Here is a 14566-nt window from a genome sequence, read left to right as displayed (position 1 = left end):
CTGCGACCCCATCATTATGAGTGATGTGCTCTAACCAACTGAGCTAAGTAGCCATTTCCATATTGTTGCTCATTTCGAAACGTTGCCGCTTCGCTGTGAACGGGGCGCATTATGCGGAGTTGAGTGAAACCCGTCAACTTTTTTTTTGAATAAATCGCGAATAAACATCTGTTCGGTTTCTTTTTAGGCAAAGAGGCGTATTTGTCGACAAAAAACAGGTCTAAAAGGCGATATATATAGGAAGTTAAGTTTCTGGTGAGGGACAATTTAGAAAGGGGAAAAACAAAAAGGCCAGTGAATTCACTGGCCTTTTTTCTAGATGTTTAATCAGAATTATACATTGAAGCGGAAGTGAACAACGTCACCATCTTTAACGATGTATTCTTTACCTTCAAGGCGCCATTTACCTGCGTCTTTCGCACCGCTCTCACCGTTAAATTCGATGAAGTGATCGAATCCAACAACTTCAGCACGGATGAAACCTTTCTCGAAGTCTGTGTGGATCTTACCCGCTGCTTGTGGCGCAGTTGCACCTACAGGGATTGTCCAAGCACGAACTTCTTTAACACCAGCTGTGAAGTAAGTCTGAAGAGTCAGTAGTTCGTAACCAGAGCGGATCACTCGGTTAAGACCTGGTTCTTCGATACCCATATCCGCAAGGAACTCTTCGCGATCTTCGTCATCAAGCTCAGAAAGCTCTGATTCGATTGCTGCACAAACAGCAACAACAACGTTGTTTTCGTTTTCTGCGTATTCACGAACAGCGTCTAGGTATGGGTTATTTTCAAAACCATCTTCTGCAACGTTTGCGATGTACATTGTTGGCTTAAGCGTTAGGAAGTTTAGGTAGCCGATTGCTGCCGCTTCTTCTTTGCCAAGTTCAACAGTACGTGCCATACCACCTTCAGTTAGAACTGGAAGTAGCTTTTCTAGTACAGTGATTTCGAATTTAGCGTCTTTGTCGCCGCCTTTCGCTTTCTTCGCGTTACGTTGAATTGCACGCTCACAGCTGTCTAAGTCAGCCAGTGCAAGTTCTAGGTTGATCACTTCGATATCTTCAATTGGAGATACTTTGCCAGCAACGTGAACAATGTTTTCATTTTCAAAGCAGCGTACAACGTGACCGATAGCGTCAGTTTCACGGATGTTAGCTAGGAATTTGTTACCAAGACCTTCACCTTTAGATGCGCCAGCAACTAGGCCCGCGATATCTACGAATTCCATTGTCGTTGGAAGGATCTTCTGTGGATTAACAATTTTTGCTAATGCATCTAAGCGTAGATCTGGAACCGGAACGATACCTGTGTTTGGTTCGATCGTACAAAATGGAAAGTTTGCTGCTTCGATGCCTGCTTTAGTCAGTGCGTTAAACAGAGTTGACTTACCAACGTTTGGTAGACCAACGATGCCACATTTAAAACCCATGATATAAACCTTATTCTGCTTTGAACGTATGTAAGCGATTTTGTGCTTTTGGTAGGCCATCTTTTAATAAGATGTCTAGGCTGCGAACCGATTCGTCAACGACGGCCTCGATACACTCTTGCTCTTTTTGAGGAGCTTTGCCTAATACATAACCTGCAACTTTATCTTTGTGTCCTGGATGGCCGATGCCTAATCTAAGACGATAGAATTCTTTATTGTTACCCTGCTTGCTGATGATGTCTTTCAGACCATTATGTCCGCCATGACCACCACCTTTTTTAAACTTTCCAATACCAGGAGGCAGATCTAACTCATCGTGAGCGACCATGATCTCTTCTGGTTTAATTTGGTAGAACTTTGCTAAGGCTGCAACTGCTTTGCCTGACAAGTTCATAAAAGTCGTTGGGATCAGCAAACGAAGATCTTCACCGTGAACCATGATACGACCCGTTAGGCCAAAGAACTTTGGTTCGTTCTTTAGTGTCACGTTATGTACACGCGCTAATTCTTCAACTACCCAAGCGCCCGCGTTGTGGCGAGTTTTGGCGTATTCTGGACCTGGATTAGCCAGTCCAACGAGAAGTTTTATTTGTTGGCTCAAGGTATGGATCTCTCTTGGGATTTCAAAAAGCGCCGTATGATATCACAGTTTATGAAAAAGGTGCGAGCTAGCTGATAGCTGCGCGATTATTCCTGTTTGTGATAACTAGCAGTGCAATATTACTCAGACATAAAAAAAGCACTTCATTGACTGAAGTGCTTAATATCTTTCTCTCGCGTGTTTCTAAAACCAAGCTTTTGTAAAAAAAGCTATTGGGCTTTGATTAGTTGAACATCGCTGAGATTGATTCTTCGTTGCTGATACGACGAATCGCTTCAGCAAGCATGCGAGAAAGGCTAAGTGTTGTCACTTTACCCGTCGCAGCCATCTCTGGAGATAGAGAGATAGAATCCGTTACGATAACTTGGTCTAGAACAGAGTTCTTGATGTTGTTCGCAGCAGTACCAGAGAAAACAGCGTGAGTTGCGTAAGCGAATACACGCTTAGCACCGCGCTCTTTAAGCGCTTCAGCTGCTTTACATAGTGTGCCACCCGTATCGATCATGTCATCAACGATAACACAGTCACGACCTTCAACATCACCGATTAGGTTCATTACTTCAGAAACGTTAGCACGTGGACGACGCTTATCAACGATAGCGATGTCAACATCACCTAGCGCTTTAGCCGTTGCACGAGCACGTACAACACCACCAAGGTCTGGAGAAACCACTACTGGGTTTTCTAGGCCACGGTTCGCCATGTCTTCTAGAAGAACTGGAGTGCCGAAGATGTTATCAACAGGTACATCGAAGAAGCCTTGGATTTGCTCTGCGTGTAGGTCGATAGTAAGAACGCGGTCAACGCCAACGTTAGAAAGGAAATCTGCAACAACTTTTGCAGTAATTGGCACACGAGCAGAACGTACACGACGATCTTGACGGGCATAACCGAAGTAAGGGATTACAGCAGTAATACGGCCAGCAGAAGCACGGCGCATTGCGTCAATCATTACCACCAATTCCATTAGGTTGTCATTGGTTGGTGCACAAGTTGATTGAATCAGGAATACATCGCTACCACGAACGTTTTCATTGATTTGAACAGCGACTTCGCCATCAGAAAAACGGTCTACAGTAGCATCGCCAAGAGAGATGTATAGACGATCAGCAATACGTTGGGCTAGTTCAGGTGTTGCGTTACCAGCAAATAGCTTCATATCAGGCACGGTGGAAACCTCGGGTTGCGTCCAGTTTTAAATAGATTGTGGGTGGGCTGAGTGGTATTCAGCCAAAGTTTCTTTTAAAGGAGAAATGTTTCGTCCTTTCGCTACAAAAGCGGAAACTGTGTCAGGCAGTTGTTCCAACACCAATTCGGCTTCTTTTTTGCTGCTAAATTCAGCAAAAACGCACGAACCAGTGCCAGTCAATCTCGACGGCGCGTATTGTAGCAGCCATGAAAGTTGCTTATCAACCTCTGGGTACAGCATTCGCACAATTTTTTCGCAATCGTTTACGTATTCTTGCTCTAGAAGCGTTGATAGCGCTCGCTTCGGCGTATTTCGAGTTAATTCTGAATGTTTGAATATGTCTGCAGTTGCTATGCTCACTTGAGGTTTGGCGACTAGATACCATTTTTCATCCGGATTAGCTGGTGACAATTGTTCTCCAACCCCTTCAGCAAAGGCGGCGTGGCCTCGAACGAAGACAGGAACGTCAGCACCAAGCTTCAAACCGATCTCGGCGAGTTGATCGTCTGACAGGTTGAGTTGCCATAAATAATTCAGAGCGACCAACACGGTTGCTGCATTTGAAGAGCCTCCGCCAATACCGCCACCCATAGGCAGTACTTTCTTGAGTTCAATATCGGCACCGAAACAGGTTGAGGTATATTGCTGTAGCGCAGTAGCGGCTTTCCAGATCAGGTTGTCTTCAAGTGCTACCCCAGGGATTTCTGGTGTGATTGTTATCGAGCTAGTTTCTGAGTTTGCGGTAACCGTCAGTTCATCACCAAAATCGACAAACTGAAATAAAGTTTGAAGTTCGTGATAGCCATTGTCACGTCGACCAGTGATATAGAGAAATAAATTCAGTTTAGCCGGAGAAGGCCAATGGGTTGGCGTTGTTATCATCTTTTCAGTGTCCACTTCGAAACTACAATGTTGATTTTGTTATTGTCTTGCTTGAATGACAATCGAGTAGGGAGTGGGATTATCTCTACCTTAGTGTTGTCTTCACCCGATAGTTGCTTATTCGGCATCTCTGTATTGCGATAGTTAGCAAAACTCAGTGTCCATAATTGGTTGCTGACTTGTTTGGTGAGAGATTCAAGCGTGTTGGTCGTGTTCAATTGGTAGCTATCGGCTTGGTCTGGAATGCCAAGGAACCATTGTGGCAGGTGATCAATAGGGATCTGTAAACCTGTCAGCTGCTCAACCAAGACTGAAGCGCTCGCATGAGTAAGTACTTGATCGCCATAGGTCACGACTTTTGCACCCGATGGATCTATGGTTAGGTTCAGTGCAGTTTGACCGAGAAAAGTAGTGAGCCTTAATTGACTTTGATTTGGTGAATGTTTCCAAATGAAATTTAGGCTTTGGCGCTGCTCTGGAGAAATGTAGGCGAGCTTGCCCGAGGCTTGGTAGTTTTCTATCTGTAGAAGTCGGTTTTGGTGACTTTGCCACTCAACACTGGTCGGTTGTTCTGGGATAGACGAGCAACCCACCATAATTATGGTCATAAAAATAAGAGACGTGATTCTACGAAGTTTGCTCATATTTGCTCACAACTTGTTCAAATTTATCTAAAAAACGCTTCAACTATAGCATTGAATTCACGAACTCAGGAAAACAAATCCCGCTTGCTCTTTAAATAGAGCCATGCATCAAGTAAAATTCGCCCCTTGTTTCCATTCCCTGATCGAGAACTTCTGATACATGTCTTTGCTTGCCGTAGGTATCAATCACAATACAGCGTCGGTTGAATTGCGAGAAAAAGTCGCTTTTGGTCCAGATAAATTATCTGAGGCACTCAAGCAACTTAACGCAAATGCACACGTGAATGGAAGTGTCATACTTTCTACCTGTAATCGAACTGAAGTGTATTGCGACGTTAAAGGCGTGGCTAAAAACAAACTCATCGATTGGTTGTCGGTTTTCCATCAAGTTAGCCCAGAAGAGCTAAAGCCAAGCCTTTATATCCATGAAGAGCAAGCCGCGATTAAACACTTAATGCGCGTTGCTTGTGGTTTGGACTCTTTAGTCTTGGGTGAACCGCAGATCTTAGGTCAGGTGAAGCAAGCGTATACGGACTCGCGAGAGAACAAATCCGTTGATGCTTCAATGGAAAAACTATTCCAGAAATCATTTTCTGTTGCGAAGCGTGTTCGAACTGAAACTGAAATCGGCGGAAGCGCGGTTTCTGTAGCTTACGCAGCCTGTACCTTAGCCAAGCATATTTTTGAATCCATCGCAGATTCAACCGTGTTACTGGTTGGTGCGGGTGAAACCATTGAGCTGGTGGCTAAGCACCTTTCGGCGAATGGCTGTACAAAAATGATTGTGGCGAACCGAACTCGAGAACGTGCTCTAGGGCTAGCAGAAGAATTTGGTGCTGAAGTGATCAGCTTGAATGAGATCCCTGATCATCTTCATCGAGCGGACATCGTAATTAGCTCAACCGCAAGTCCATTGCCTATTATCGGTAAGGGTATGGTTGAGACTGCTCTAAAAACAAGAAAGCATCAGCCGATGTTATTGGTTGATATTGCCGTTCCACGTGATGTGGAATCGCAGGTTGGTGATCTAAATGATGCCTACCTTTATTCGGTTGATGATTTGCAGTCGATTGTTGATGGCAATATCGAACAACGTAAAGTTGAAGCGATTCAAGCTGAAGCGATCGTCAGTGAAGAAAGTGCCGCGTTCATGAGTTGGATGCGCTCTTTACAAGCGGTAGACAGTATTCGAGATTACCGTAAATCGGCTAACGAAATCCGCGAAGAATTATTAAGTAAAAGTTTACAATCGCTTGCCGCTGGCGGTGACCCTGAAAAAGTTTTACTCGAGCTCAGCAATAAGCTCACAAACAAATTGATCCATGCTCCAACGCGCGCACTTCAAAGTGCAGCTGAGCAAGGAGAACCTGCAAAATTAATGGTCATTAGACAGAGTTTGGGCTTAGAAAACCCTCAATAATATTAGACCTCCAACAAGATAAGACATTATGAAAGCCTCGATTCTAGTAAAGCTTGAAACACTTGTTGAACGCTATGAAGAAGTTCAACATCTACTTGGTGATCCAGATGTAATCGGGAATCAAGACAAATTCCGTGCACTTTCGAAAGAATACTCTCAACTTGAAGAAGTGACAGCTTGCTTCCAGTCATACCAGCAAGCGAAAGAAGATCTAGAAGCTGCTGAAGAGATGGCAAACGAAGACGACGCAGAAATGCGTGAAATGGCTCAAGATGAAATCAAAGATGCGAAAGCAGCAATTGAGCGTCTGACTGATGAGCTACAGATTCTTCTTATTCCAAAAGATCCAAACGATGAGCGTAACTGTTTCCTAGAAATCCGCGCAGGTGCGGGTGGTGATGAAGCAGGTATCTTCGCGGGCAACCTGTTCCGTATGTACTCTAAGTTTGCTGAGAAGAAAGGTTGGCGTGTTGAAATCATGAGCAGCAATGCTTCTGAGCAAGGCGGCTACAAAGAGATGATCGCTAAGGTTAGTGGCGACGCTGTTTACGGCACCATGAAGTTTGAGTCAGGCGGTCACCGTGTACAACGTGTACCTGAAACCGAATCTCAAGGCCGTGTTCACACGTCAGCATGTACGGTTGCGGTTATGCCTGAGATCCCAGAAGCGGATCTTCCAGAAATCAAAGCGGGCGACCTTAAAATTGATACTTTCCGTGCATCAGGCGCGGGTGGTCAGCACGTTAACACCACGGATTCAGCAATCCGTATTACTCACTTACCAACGGGTACAGTAGTAGAGTGTCAGGACGAGCGTTCTCAGCATAAAAACAAAGCGAAAGCGATGGCTGTTCTTGCTGCTCGTATTGTTCAAGCAGAAGAAGAGCGCCGCGCGGCAGCGGTTTCTGATACACGTCGTAATCTACTAGGTTCGGGTGACCGTAGTGACCGTATTCGTACGTACAACTACCCACAAGGCCGTGTTTCGGATCACCGTATCAACCTTACAATTTACCGTCTTAACGAAGTACTTGAAGGTGACATGCAAAGCTTGCTTGATCCTGTACTTCAAGAGCACCAAGCCGATCAGCTTGCTGCACTTGCAGAGAACAACTAACCAGTATGCAGTCAGCATATACGGTTGAAAGTGCTTTAAAAGCAGCAATCGTAAAGCTTCAAGAGGGTGATAACACATCACCCTCTATTGATGCCGCGGTACTGCTTTGTCACGCCTTAGATAAACCAAGATCTTACCTACTGACTTGGCCTGAGAAGCATCTCACCTCTGAGCAAGAGTCTGAATTCAATGCCCTTCTAAAACGTCGCTTAACCGGTGAGCCTGTGGCTTACATTATCGGTGAGCGTGAGTTTTGGTCACTGCCGTTAAAAGTTTCCCCTTCTACATTAATCCCACGCCCAGATACCGAGCGTTTGGTTGAAGTAGCGTTGGATAAAACCTTTGGCAAGCAAGGCGCGATTCTCGATTTAGGGACAGGTACAGGTGCTATCGCGTTAGCATTGGCGTCTGAGATGCCGAATCGACAGGTGACGGGTATTGATCTTCGCCCTGAAGCGCAGCAGCTTGCGACAGAGAATGCACAGCGTCTCAACATCACCAATGCGACTTTTTTGCATGGTAGTTGGTTTGAGCCTTTGAGCTCTGAAGGCGTTGTGAAATTCTCTCTGATTGTTTCTAACCCGCCATACATTGAGAAGAATGATCCTCATTTGTCTCAAGGCGATGTGCGTTTTGAGCCGATCACAGCACTGGTTGCTGAAGAGAAAGGGCTTGCAGATATTCGATACATTTCTGAAAACGCACGTGGCTTTTTGGAAAATGAAGGTTGGTTAGCATTTGAACACGGCTATGACCAAGGTTTGGCAGTTCGTGAGATTATGCAGGCGCTCGGTTATCTCGATGTTGTCACAGAGAAAGATTACGGTGGTAATGACCGAGTGACATTGGGTCGTTACTGTTCATAGTTAGTGATTGTTAATCGTCTTGTGAGCAATGGATGATGAACTTGCTAAATTGATACCTTTAACTCGACAATACATTTAACCCGATAATGCATTTAACGCAGAAATACAGAGATTTTATGCAGAACTACAGAGCATTAACGGGTATTGTGAGGCTCGTGTTAACGAAAGCACATATAAAAATATAAAGGAATACCATGTACGAAGGTCTAAAACATTTTCACCTATTAACGATTGCTATAAGTGCGCTACTTCTCTCGATTCGTTTCGCTCTTATGATGGCTAACTCACCTAAGCTTAAGCATCCTTTCTTGCAGCGTTTCCCTCATATCAATGACTCGTTGCTATTGCTATCGGGTATTGGTTTGATTTTCATCACTGGCTTTATTCCATTTACACCAGCAGCACCATGGTTAACCGAAAAACTAACTTGTGTTATGGCTTACATCGCATTAGGTTTCTTTGCGCTTAAGCTAGGTAAAAACAAGCTACTGAGAGTATTCTCTTTCTTTGGTGCGCTTGGCTGGTTAGCGATGGCAGGCAAAATCGCAATGACCAAGACACCAACATTTTTCGGTTAATTATCTCCTTATTTCGGTTAACTATCTATGTACGAATTTTTTGATGAAGACTTTGACCAGCTAGAGTTAGCTGAAGGTGCATTGATCTTAAATAAAGCGATTAACCCAGAAACTCAAGACAGTTGGGCAGAGCAAGAGCTGGCGAGATTGTTAAAAGACGCCGAGTTTGCTTTGGTTAATGAAACCGATGAACAGCAGAAGTTTGAATCTTTTATTCGACTATTCTTTTATGAATGGGGTTTTGCTGGCGATAAAGATGCGTATTTCTCTTCGGAAAACGCGTTCATCGATAAAGTGCTTGAGAGAAAGAAAGGCATTCCAGTGAGTCTGGGGGCGATCTTTCTTTTTCTAGGTCGCAAGCTAGGCTTTCCTGTAGAGGGCGTCTCTTTCCCGACTCAATTCTTACTTAAAGTAAGTTGGTACGGGCAAGCTGCAGCCTATATTAACCCTTATAACGGTGAGTATGTTGGCGAACAAACGCTGCGAGCATGGTTAATTGGCCATGATGGCCCATTAGCTAAGGTGAAACCTGAGCACTTAGAAGTCGCCGACCACCCAACAATTATTGGTAAGTGGTTAGCCCTGCTCAAGAGTGCACTGCTGCGAGAAGAGCGTTATACACTTGCATTGAAGTGTACTGACCTTGCTTTGACGTTTGTACCTGATGACCCATATGAAATCCGTGACCGCGGTTTTATCTATCAGCAGCTAGACTGTCACCAAGTAGCCGCAACCGATTATCAATACTTTATCGACCAATGCCCAGATGACCCGGCATCTGAGTTACTGAAATCTCAAGTGAACGTCATGAACGAAAAGACAGTGGTTGTTCACTAATTAATAATTATTTAGAGAGAATATGATGGAACAGAAAACAGTTCATATTGGCGATATGCCAATTGCTAACGACAAGCCATTTACGCTATTTGCAGGCATGAACGTTCTTGAATCTCGCGATCTTGCTATGCAGATCTGTGAGCACTATGTAAAAGTAACCGAGAAGCTGGGCATCCCTTACGTATTTAAGGCGTCTTTTGATAAAGCGAACCGCAGCTCAGTTCATTCATACCGTGGTCCAGGAATGGAAGAAGGTCTCAAAATCTTCCAAGAGCTGAAAGATACTTTCGGCGTGAAGATCATTACTGATATCCACACAGAAGCTCAAGCTCAGCCTGTTGCGGATGTGGTTGATGTAATCCAACTACCTGCATTCCTAGCTCGTCAAACTGATCTTGTTGAAGCAATGGCTAAGACTGGCGCAGTAATCAACGTGAAGAAGCCTCAGTTCATGAGCCCGAATCAAGTTGGCAACATCGTTGATAAGTTCGCTGAGTGCGGTAATGACAACATCATCCTTTGTGAGCGTGGCGCTTGCATGGGTTACGATAACCTTGTTGTGGATATGCTTGGCTTTGGCGTAATGAAGAAGTCTTCAAACGGTAGCCCAATCATCTTCGACGTGACGCACTCTCTACAAATGCGTGACCCATCAGGTGCTGCATCTGGCGGCCGTCGTGAGCAAACGGTTGAGCTTGCTAAAGCGGGTCTTGCGACAGGTATTGCGGGTCTGTTCATTGAAGCTCACCCTAACCCAGACCAAGCTCGCTGTGATGGCCCATCTGCGCTACCTCTAGACAAACTAGAGCCGTTCTTGAAGCAGATGAAAGCACTGGATGACCTTATCAAAGGCTTTGAGCACATCGATATTAAGTAGCTGAAGCTGATGTTAAATAACTCGCTAATGTAAATTAGTTAAAGTGGTTATTTAACGATATCAAATAAACGCCCAACTCTAAGAGTTGGGCGTTTTTGTTTATCTGGGTATCAGTTCGTTTCGTTGTGCGCTTATCTGTTCTTTTGAGCGCTAATTAGCGCTAGATGATTAAATCCTTGTTAACAGAATCTTTGACTCCCTAAGAAATAACCATGAGTGTGTGAGGTCTGTCCTGTTTACAGTAAATTACTGATGTTCATCACACTTTATAAGTAAACGATTGCCTGTGATGCAGGGGAAGTTTGAGTGTAATCTCATAATTTTGTTACACTTAACTGTTGATCTATGCGTGACCAATTCGACATAAATATGAAATCGTCGTGTTACATCTAGAATGTTAATTTAAGATTAGTCATGTTGAAGTCTTATTGTTCGAACTCCAGGAAAGGGGTCGCAATAGATTATAAAAAGCAGTGGATTCCCCTAAAAAGTTCAAAGGTATGACAATGAAGCAACGCATTATTCTAAAGACAGCACTAAGTGCTGCAATCCTAGCTACTTTAGCTGGGTGTGCGTCTCAATCAGCTCATGATTGGAACCAAGACGAAACTTACAAGCTAACGATTCTTCACACAAACGATAACCATGGTCGTTTCTGGCAGAATAAATACGGCGAATACGGCATGTCTGCGCGTAAAACGCTTGTTGACCAACTTCGTTCAGAAGTTGAAGCAGAAGGCGGTAGCGTGTTGCTTCTATCTGGCGGTGACATCAACACGGGTGTTCCAGAGTCAGACCTTCAGGACGCAGAACCTGATTTTAAAGGTATGAACAAAATTGGTTACGATGCAATGGCATTGGGTAACCACGAGTTTGATAACTCTTTAGACGTACTACAAAAGCAGATCGACTGGGCTAACTTCCCAATGTTATCTGCAAACATCTACGATAAAGCGACAGGCGAACGTAAATTCCAAGCGTACGAAATGTTTGAAAAGCAAGGCATCAAGATTGCGGTTATTGGTTTAACAACTGAAGATACCCAAAAGATTGGTAACCCTGAATTTATCGCAGGCATCGATTTCCGTGACCCTAAAGAAGAAGCGAAGAAGCTAATCGCTGAACTTAAAGAAACAGAAAAACCGGATCTAATCTTTGCTGTGACTCACATGGGTCACTACGAAAACGGTCAACGTGGTGTTAACGCTCCGGGTGATGTTGCACTCGCTCGTTACCTAAACGAAGGCGATCTAGACATGATCGTTGGTGGTCACTCTCAAGAGCCTGTATGTATGGAAGGCCCTAACGTAGCGAAGAAAAACTTCAAGCCGGGTGATGAGTGTAAGCCTGACGTACAGAACGGTACTTACATCGTTCAAGCTCATGAGTGGGGCAAGTACGTAGGCCGTGCTGATTACGAATTCCGTAACGGCGAACTAGAGATGGTGAGCTACGATCTGATTCCAGTTAACCTTAAGAAGAAAGTTAAGATTGACGGTAAGAAGCAACGTGTTCTTATTCAAGATGAAATCGCACAAGACCCAGAGTTACTTGAATTCCTACGTCCTTTCCAAGAGCAAGGTCAAGCACAGCTAGAAGTTCAAATTGCTGAAACTAATGGCAAGCTTGAAGGCGACCGTAACGTTGTTCGTTTCCAACAGACTAACCTAGGTCGTTTGATTGCAACGTCTCACATGGAGCGTGCAAAAGCAGACTTCGCTGTGATGAACTCTGGTGGTGTACGTGATTCAATTGAAGCCGGTGATGTGACTTACAAAGACGTACTAACAGTACAACCTTTTGCAAACATCCTGACTTACACAGACATGACGGGTAAAGAAGTTCTAGATTATCTAAACGTAGTGGCGACTAAACCAATCGATTCTGGTGCTTACGCACAGTTTGCTGGTATCTCAATGACAGTGGCAAACGGTGAAGTATCGAATGTATTCATCGGTGGCAAACAGCTTCGTCTAGACGAAACTTACCGTTTCACAGTGCCAAGCTTCAACGCAGCTGGTGGTGATGGTTACCCTAAACTGTCTGACCACCCTGGTTACGTAAACACTGGCTTTGTTGACGCTGAAGTACTGAAAGAATACCTAGAAGCAAACAGCCCGGTTGACGTAAACAAGTACGCACCTTCAGGCCAAATGGTTTACAAGTAATTGTGTCAATAGGGGCTAAATTAGATTGACTCTAGCACCATGATAAATTTAACTAAAGCGACGCCTCGGCGTCGCTTTTTGTTTATCTATCGTTTGGATTTGTTATGACCCCTGCAATCAATCTCGCCAAGAAAAAGAAAATCGCTCATTGTGTGCATCAGTATCATCATGATGCGAATAATACCAACTATGGATTGGAAGCCGTTGAAGCGCTGGGTCAGGACCCAAAACGTGTGTTCAAAACGCTGTTGTTCTGTTTGAACGGTGTCGCTAAAGATTTGGCGGTTGCCGTTATTCCTGTCGATCAGAAGCTAAACTTAAAGCTTGCAGCGAAAGCGGCGAAGGGCAAAAAAGCGGAGATGGCTGATCCAGATATAGCTCAGAAAACCACGGGTTATGTTGTTGGTGGAATTAGTCCTCTTGGTCAGAAGAAAGCACTACCTACCTTCGTTCATTCCAGTGCGACAGGTTTTGAAACGATATGTGTGAGTGCAGGTAAGCGTGGGCTAGAGATTGAATTAGACCCAAAAGACTTAACACTTCTGACTCGCGGCCAGTTTGCTGATTTATGTTTATAGATTGTCGTCGTCATGATGATAAAACTATCGAATGACCAACAAAAACGCCCGCTAGACTAATCTAGCGGGCGTTTTTATATCGAGAGTCTCGTCTTACTGATTCAGACTACTTCTTCAGACCTAAAGTACCACCAACACGCTTTGGTGCAGGTTTGTTCGGTCTGTTTGAATCTTGGCTGCGGTTTGCCGGCTTCCCGCTTCTACGATCGGTATTATCGCGATCTGTGCGATTGCGATCCGAACGATTTCTATCTGAATTAGAACGCTCTGAACGAGAGTTCGATTTCCAGTTCTCGGTATTACCACCGCTTTCACCATTCGATGAATTGCGGCCACGCTTTGAATTAGGTGCATGACGGAATTCATCCGCATTGTTACCGCGGTAGGTGCGTGTACGGTTCTCGTTTTGATTACGGCGCGCTGTTGAAGCTTGGTTCTCTTCACGGCTATCAAAAAGTTTCGCGTCAGTCGCTTTGCGAATGCGTTGACCTTTCGCGTTCATTTTTGACGCATCTTCCGTACTTACTGAGCCTTCACACATCGCTAAGATCTCAGTGATCTCTTCTTCGCTCAGGTAGCGCCATTTTCCGTTAGGAATACCGTCTAATGAGATGTTCATAATACGAACACGGCGTAGCTTAAATACTTCATAACCGAGCGCTTCACACATACGGCGAATTTGGCGGTTAAGGCCTTGTGTTAGCGTAATTCGGAATGAGAACTTAGTCTCTTTCTCAACCTTACATGGCAAGGTGACTGTATCAAGGATATGAACGCCAGCGCTCATTTGCTTCAAGAATTCCGTCGTAATCGGCTTATCTACACGAACCACGTATTCTTTCTCGTGGTTGTTACCTGCACGTAGGATCTTGTTTACGATGTCGCCATCGTTGGTCAAGAAGATAAGACCATCAGAAGGCTTATCTAGACGACCAATCGGGAAAATACGTTTGTGGTGGCCGATAAAGTCGACGATGTTGCCAGGAATATCACGCTCAGTCGTACAGGTGATACCTGTTGGTTTATTAAGAGCAATGTAAATCGGCTTCTCTTTTGAGCGAACAGGCTTATTGTCGATCTCAACATCATCACCTGGCAAGACTTTAGTACCCATTTCAGGGATCTTACCGTTAATAGTAACTCGGCCTGCATCAATGAGCTTATCGGCTTCGCGGCGTGAGCAAAAACCAGTTTCACTGATGTATTTATTAAGGCGTTTAGCTTGGGATTCTTGTGACATGATATTCTCTTAGCGTTTCACAACGGAAATATAGATAAACAAAAAGCAACCTTTGGATAGTTGCTTTGAGTTGAAATTCGTTAACTGAGGTAATTTTAGCACTTGGTGTGAGTCTAGGCACGAAATATCGATCTTGATGCAAAA

General features: G+C 44.4%; 14 protein-coding genes. 8 read left to right on the top strand and 6 right to left on the bottom strand.

What is annotated here, in order from left to right; all coding sequences use genetic code 11:
• Window positions 1-333: 333 nt before the first annotated feature.
• The 5 genes from ychF to lolB all read right to left on the bottom strand — a co-directional run bounded on the left by ychF (window position 334) and on the right by lolB (window position 4741).
• Entirely contained in the window at window positions 334-1425 is a 1092-nt protein-coding gene (gene ychF, locus AB6E78_RS19380) for a redox-regulated ATPase YchF (protein ID WP_010439159.1), read from the bottom strand.
• Between the two features lie 10 nt (window positions 1426-1435).
• Window positions 1436-2026, bottom strand: coding sequence for an aminoacyl-tRNA hydrolase (pth, locus tag AB6E78_RS19375; protein WP_004739815.1), 591 nt, complete (start codon window positions 2024-2026; stop codon window positions 1436-1438).
• Between the two features lie 223 nt (window positions 2027-2249).
• The gene (locus AB6E78_RS19370) at window positions 2250-3194 is read right to left on the bottom strand and encodes a ribose-phosphate pyrophosphokinase (RefSeq protein ID WP_004739814.1); all 945 of its coding nucleotides are present in this window, start codon (window positions 3192-3194) and stop codon (window positions 2250-2252) included.
• A 27-nt stretch (window positions 3195-3221) separates the two neighbouring features.
• A complete protein-coding gene (ispE, locus tag AB6E78_RS19365; protein ID WP_372110927.1) occupies window positions 3222-4097 on the bottom strand; it encodes a 4-(cytidine 5'-diphospho)-2-C-methyl-D-erythritol kinase in 876 nt (291 codons plus the stop codon).
• Window positions 4094-4741, bottom strand: coding sequence for a lipoprotein insertase outer membrane protein LolB (gene lolB, locus AB6E78_RS19360; RefSeq protein ID WP_372110929.1), 648 nt, complete (start codon window positions 4739-4741; stop codon window positions 4094-4096). The genes ispE and lolB overlap by 4 nt, the downstream gene beginning before the upstream one ends.
• A gap of 160 nt (window positions 4742-4901) precedes the next feature.
• On the opposite strand from lolB, the gene hemA reads away from it, so the two are divergent.
• The 8 genes from hemA (at window position 4902) to ybaK (ending at window position 13182) form a co-directional block, all read left to right on the top strand.
• Complete coding sequence (gene hemA, locus AB6E78_RS19355) at window positions 4902-6161, top strand: glutamyl-tRNA reductase (RefSeq protein ID WP_017062312.1); 1260 nt, start codon at window positions 4902-4904, stop codon at window positions 6159-6161.
• A gap of 28 nt (window positions 6162-6189) precedes the next feature.
• The gene (gene prfA, locus AB6E78_RS19350; RefSeq protein WP_017062313.1) at window positions 6190-7278 is read left to right on the top strand and encodes a peptide chain release factor 1; all 1089 of its coding nucleotides are present in this window, start codon (window positions 6190-6192) and stop codon (window positions 7276-7278) included.
• Window positions 7279-7283: 5 nt separating this feature from the next.
• Window positions 7284-8144, top strand: a complete 861-nt coding sequence (gene prmC, locus AB6E78_RS19345) for a peptide chain release factor N(5)-glutamine methyltransferase (RefSeq protein WP_017062314.1) — start codon at window positions 7284-7286, stop codon at window positions 8142-8144.
• Between the two features lie 194 nt (window positions 8145-8338).
• Window positions 8339-8722, top strand: coding sequence for a SirB2 family protein (locus AB6E78_RS19340; RefSeq protein ID WP_009848726.1), 384 nt, complete (start codon window positions 8339-8341; stop codon window positions 8720-8722).
• A gap of 27 nt (window positions 8723-8749) precedes the next feature.
• The gene (locus AB6E78_RS19335; RefSeq protein ID WP_017064164.1) at window positions 8750-9559 is read left to right on the top strand and encodes a SirB1 family protein; all 810 of its coding nucleotides are present in this window, start codon (window positions 8750-8752) and stop codon (window positions 9557-9559) included.
• A 22-nt stretch (window positions 9560-9581) separates the two neighbouring features.
• Window positions 9582-10436 (top strand): 3-deoxy-8-phosphooctulonate synthase, encoded by an 855-nt coding sequence (gene kdsA, locus AB6E78_RS19330; RefSeq protein ID WP_017069619.1) that lies wholly within the window; start codon window positions 9582-9584, stop codon window positions 10434-10436.
• Between the two features lie 506 nt (window positions 10437-10942).
• On the top strand, window positions 10943-12604 hold the full coding sequence (ushA, locus tag AB6E78_RS19325) for a bifunctional UDP-sugar hydrolase/5'-nucleotidase UshA (protein WP_372110932.1): 1662 nt from the start codon (window positions 10943-10945) through the stop codon (window positions 12602-12604).
• A gap of 104 nt (window positions 12605-12708) precedes the next feature.
• The gene (ybaK, locus tag AB6E78_RS19320; RefSeq protein WP_372134087.1) at window positions 12709-13182 is read left to right on the top strand and encodes a Cys-tRNA(Pro) deacylase; all 474 of its coding nucleotides are present in this window, start codon (window positions 12709-12711) and stop codon (window positions 13180-13182) included.
• Window positions 13183-13288: 106 nt separating this feature from the next.
• Here the strand turns inward: ybaK and rluF are convergent, their stop codons facing one another.
• Window positions 13289-14422, bottom strand: coding sequence for a 23S rRNA pseudouridine(2604) synthase RluF (rluF, locus tag AB6E78_RS19315; protein ID WP_372051205.1), 1134 nt, complete (start codon window positions 14420-14422; stop codon window positions 13289-13291).
• Window positions 14423-14566: the final 144 nt, after the last annotated feature.

The organism is Vibrio sp. 10N.247.310.98, assembly GCF_041467395.1.
GTDB lineage: Bacteria > Pseudomonadota > Gammaproteobacteria > Enterobacterales > Vibrionaceae > Vibrio > Vibrio crassostreae_C.
This window is presented reverse-complemented; position numbering and strand designations above follow the sequence as displayed.

What these genes read in the sequence shown, in the direction of transcription:
- lolB (WP_372110929.1), bottom strand. Translation starts at nt 4,741, where the DNA reads ATGAGCAAACTTCGTAGAATCACGTCTCTTATTTTTATGACCATAATT.
- ushA (WP_372110932.1), top strand. Translation starts at nt 10,943, where the DNA reads ATGAAGCAACGCATTATTCTAAAGACAGCACTAAGTGCTGCAATCCTA.
- prmC (WP_017062314.1), top strand. Translation starts at nt 7,284, where the DNA reads ATGCAGTCAGCATATACGGTTGAAAGTGCTTTAAAAGCAGCAATCGTA.
- AB6E78_RS19335 (WP_017064164.1), top strand. Translation starts at nt 8,750, where the DNA reads ATGTACGAATTTTTTGATGAAGACTTTGACCAGCTAGAGTTAGCTGAA.
- AB6E78_RS19340 (WP_009848726.1), top strand. Translation starts at nt 8,339, where the DNA reads ATGTACGAAGGTCTAAAACATTTTCACCTATTAACGATTGCTATAAGT.
- ychF (WP_010439159.1), bottom strand. Translation starts at nt 1,425, where the DNA reads ATGGGTTTTAAATGTGGCATCGTTGGTCTACCAAACGTTGGTAAGTCA.
- rluF (WP_372051205.1), bottom strand. Translation starts at nt 14,422, where the DNA reads ATGTCACAAGAATCCCAAGCTAAACGCCTTAATAAATACATCAGTGAA.
- ybaK (WP_372134087.1), top strand. Translation starts at nt 12,709, where the DNA reads ATGACCCCTGCAATCAATCTCGCCAAGAAAAAGAAAATCGCTCATTGT.
- prfA (WP_017062313.1), top strand. Translation starts at nt 6,190, where the DNA reads ATGAAAGCCTCGATTCTAGTAAAGCTTGAAACACTTGTTGAACGCTAT.
- kdsA (WP_017069619.1), top strand. Translation starts at nt 9,582, where the DNA reads ATGATGGAACAGAAAACAGTTCATATTGGCGATATGCCAATTGCTAAC.
- hemA (WP_017062312.1), top strand. Translation starts at nt 4,902, where the DNA reads ATGTCTTTGCTTGCCGTAGGTATCAATCACAATACAGCGTCGGTTGAA.
- ispE (WP_372110927.1), bottom strand. Translation starts at nt 4,097, where the DNA reads ATGATAACAACGCCAACCCATTGGCCTTCTCCGGCTAAACTGAATTTA.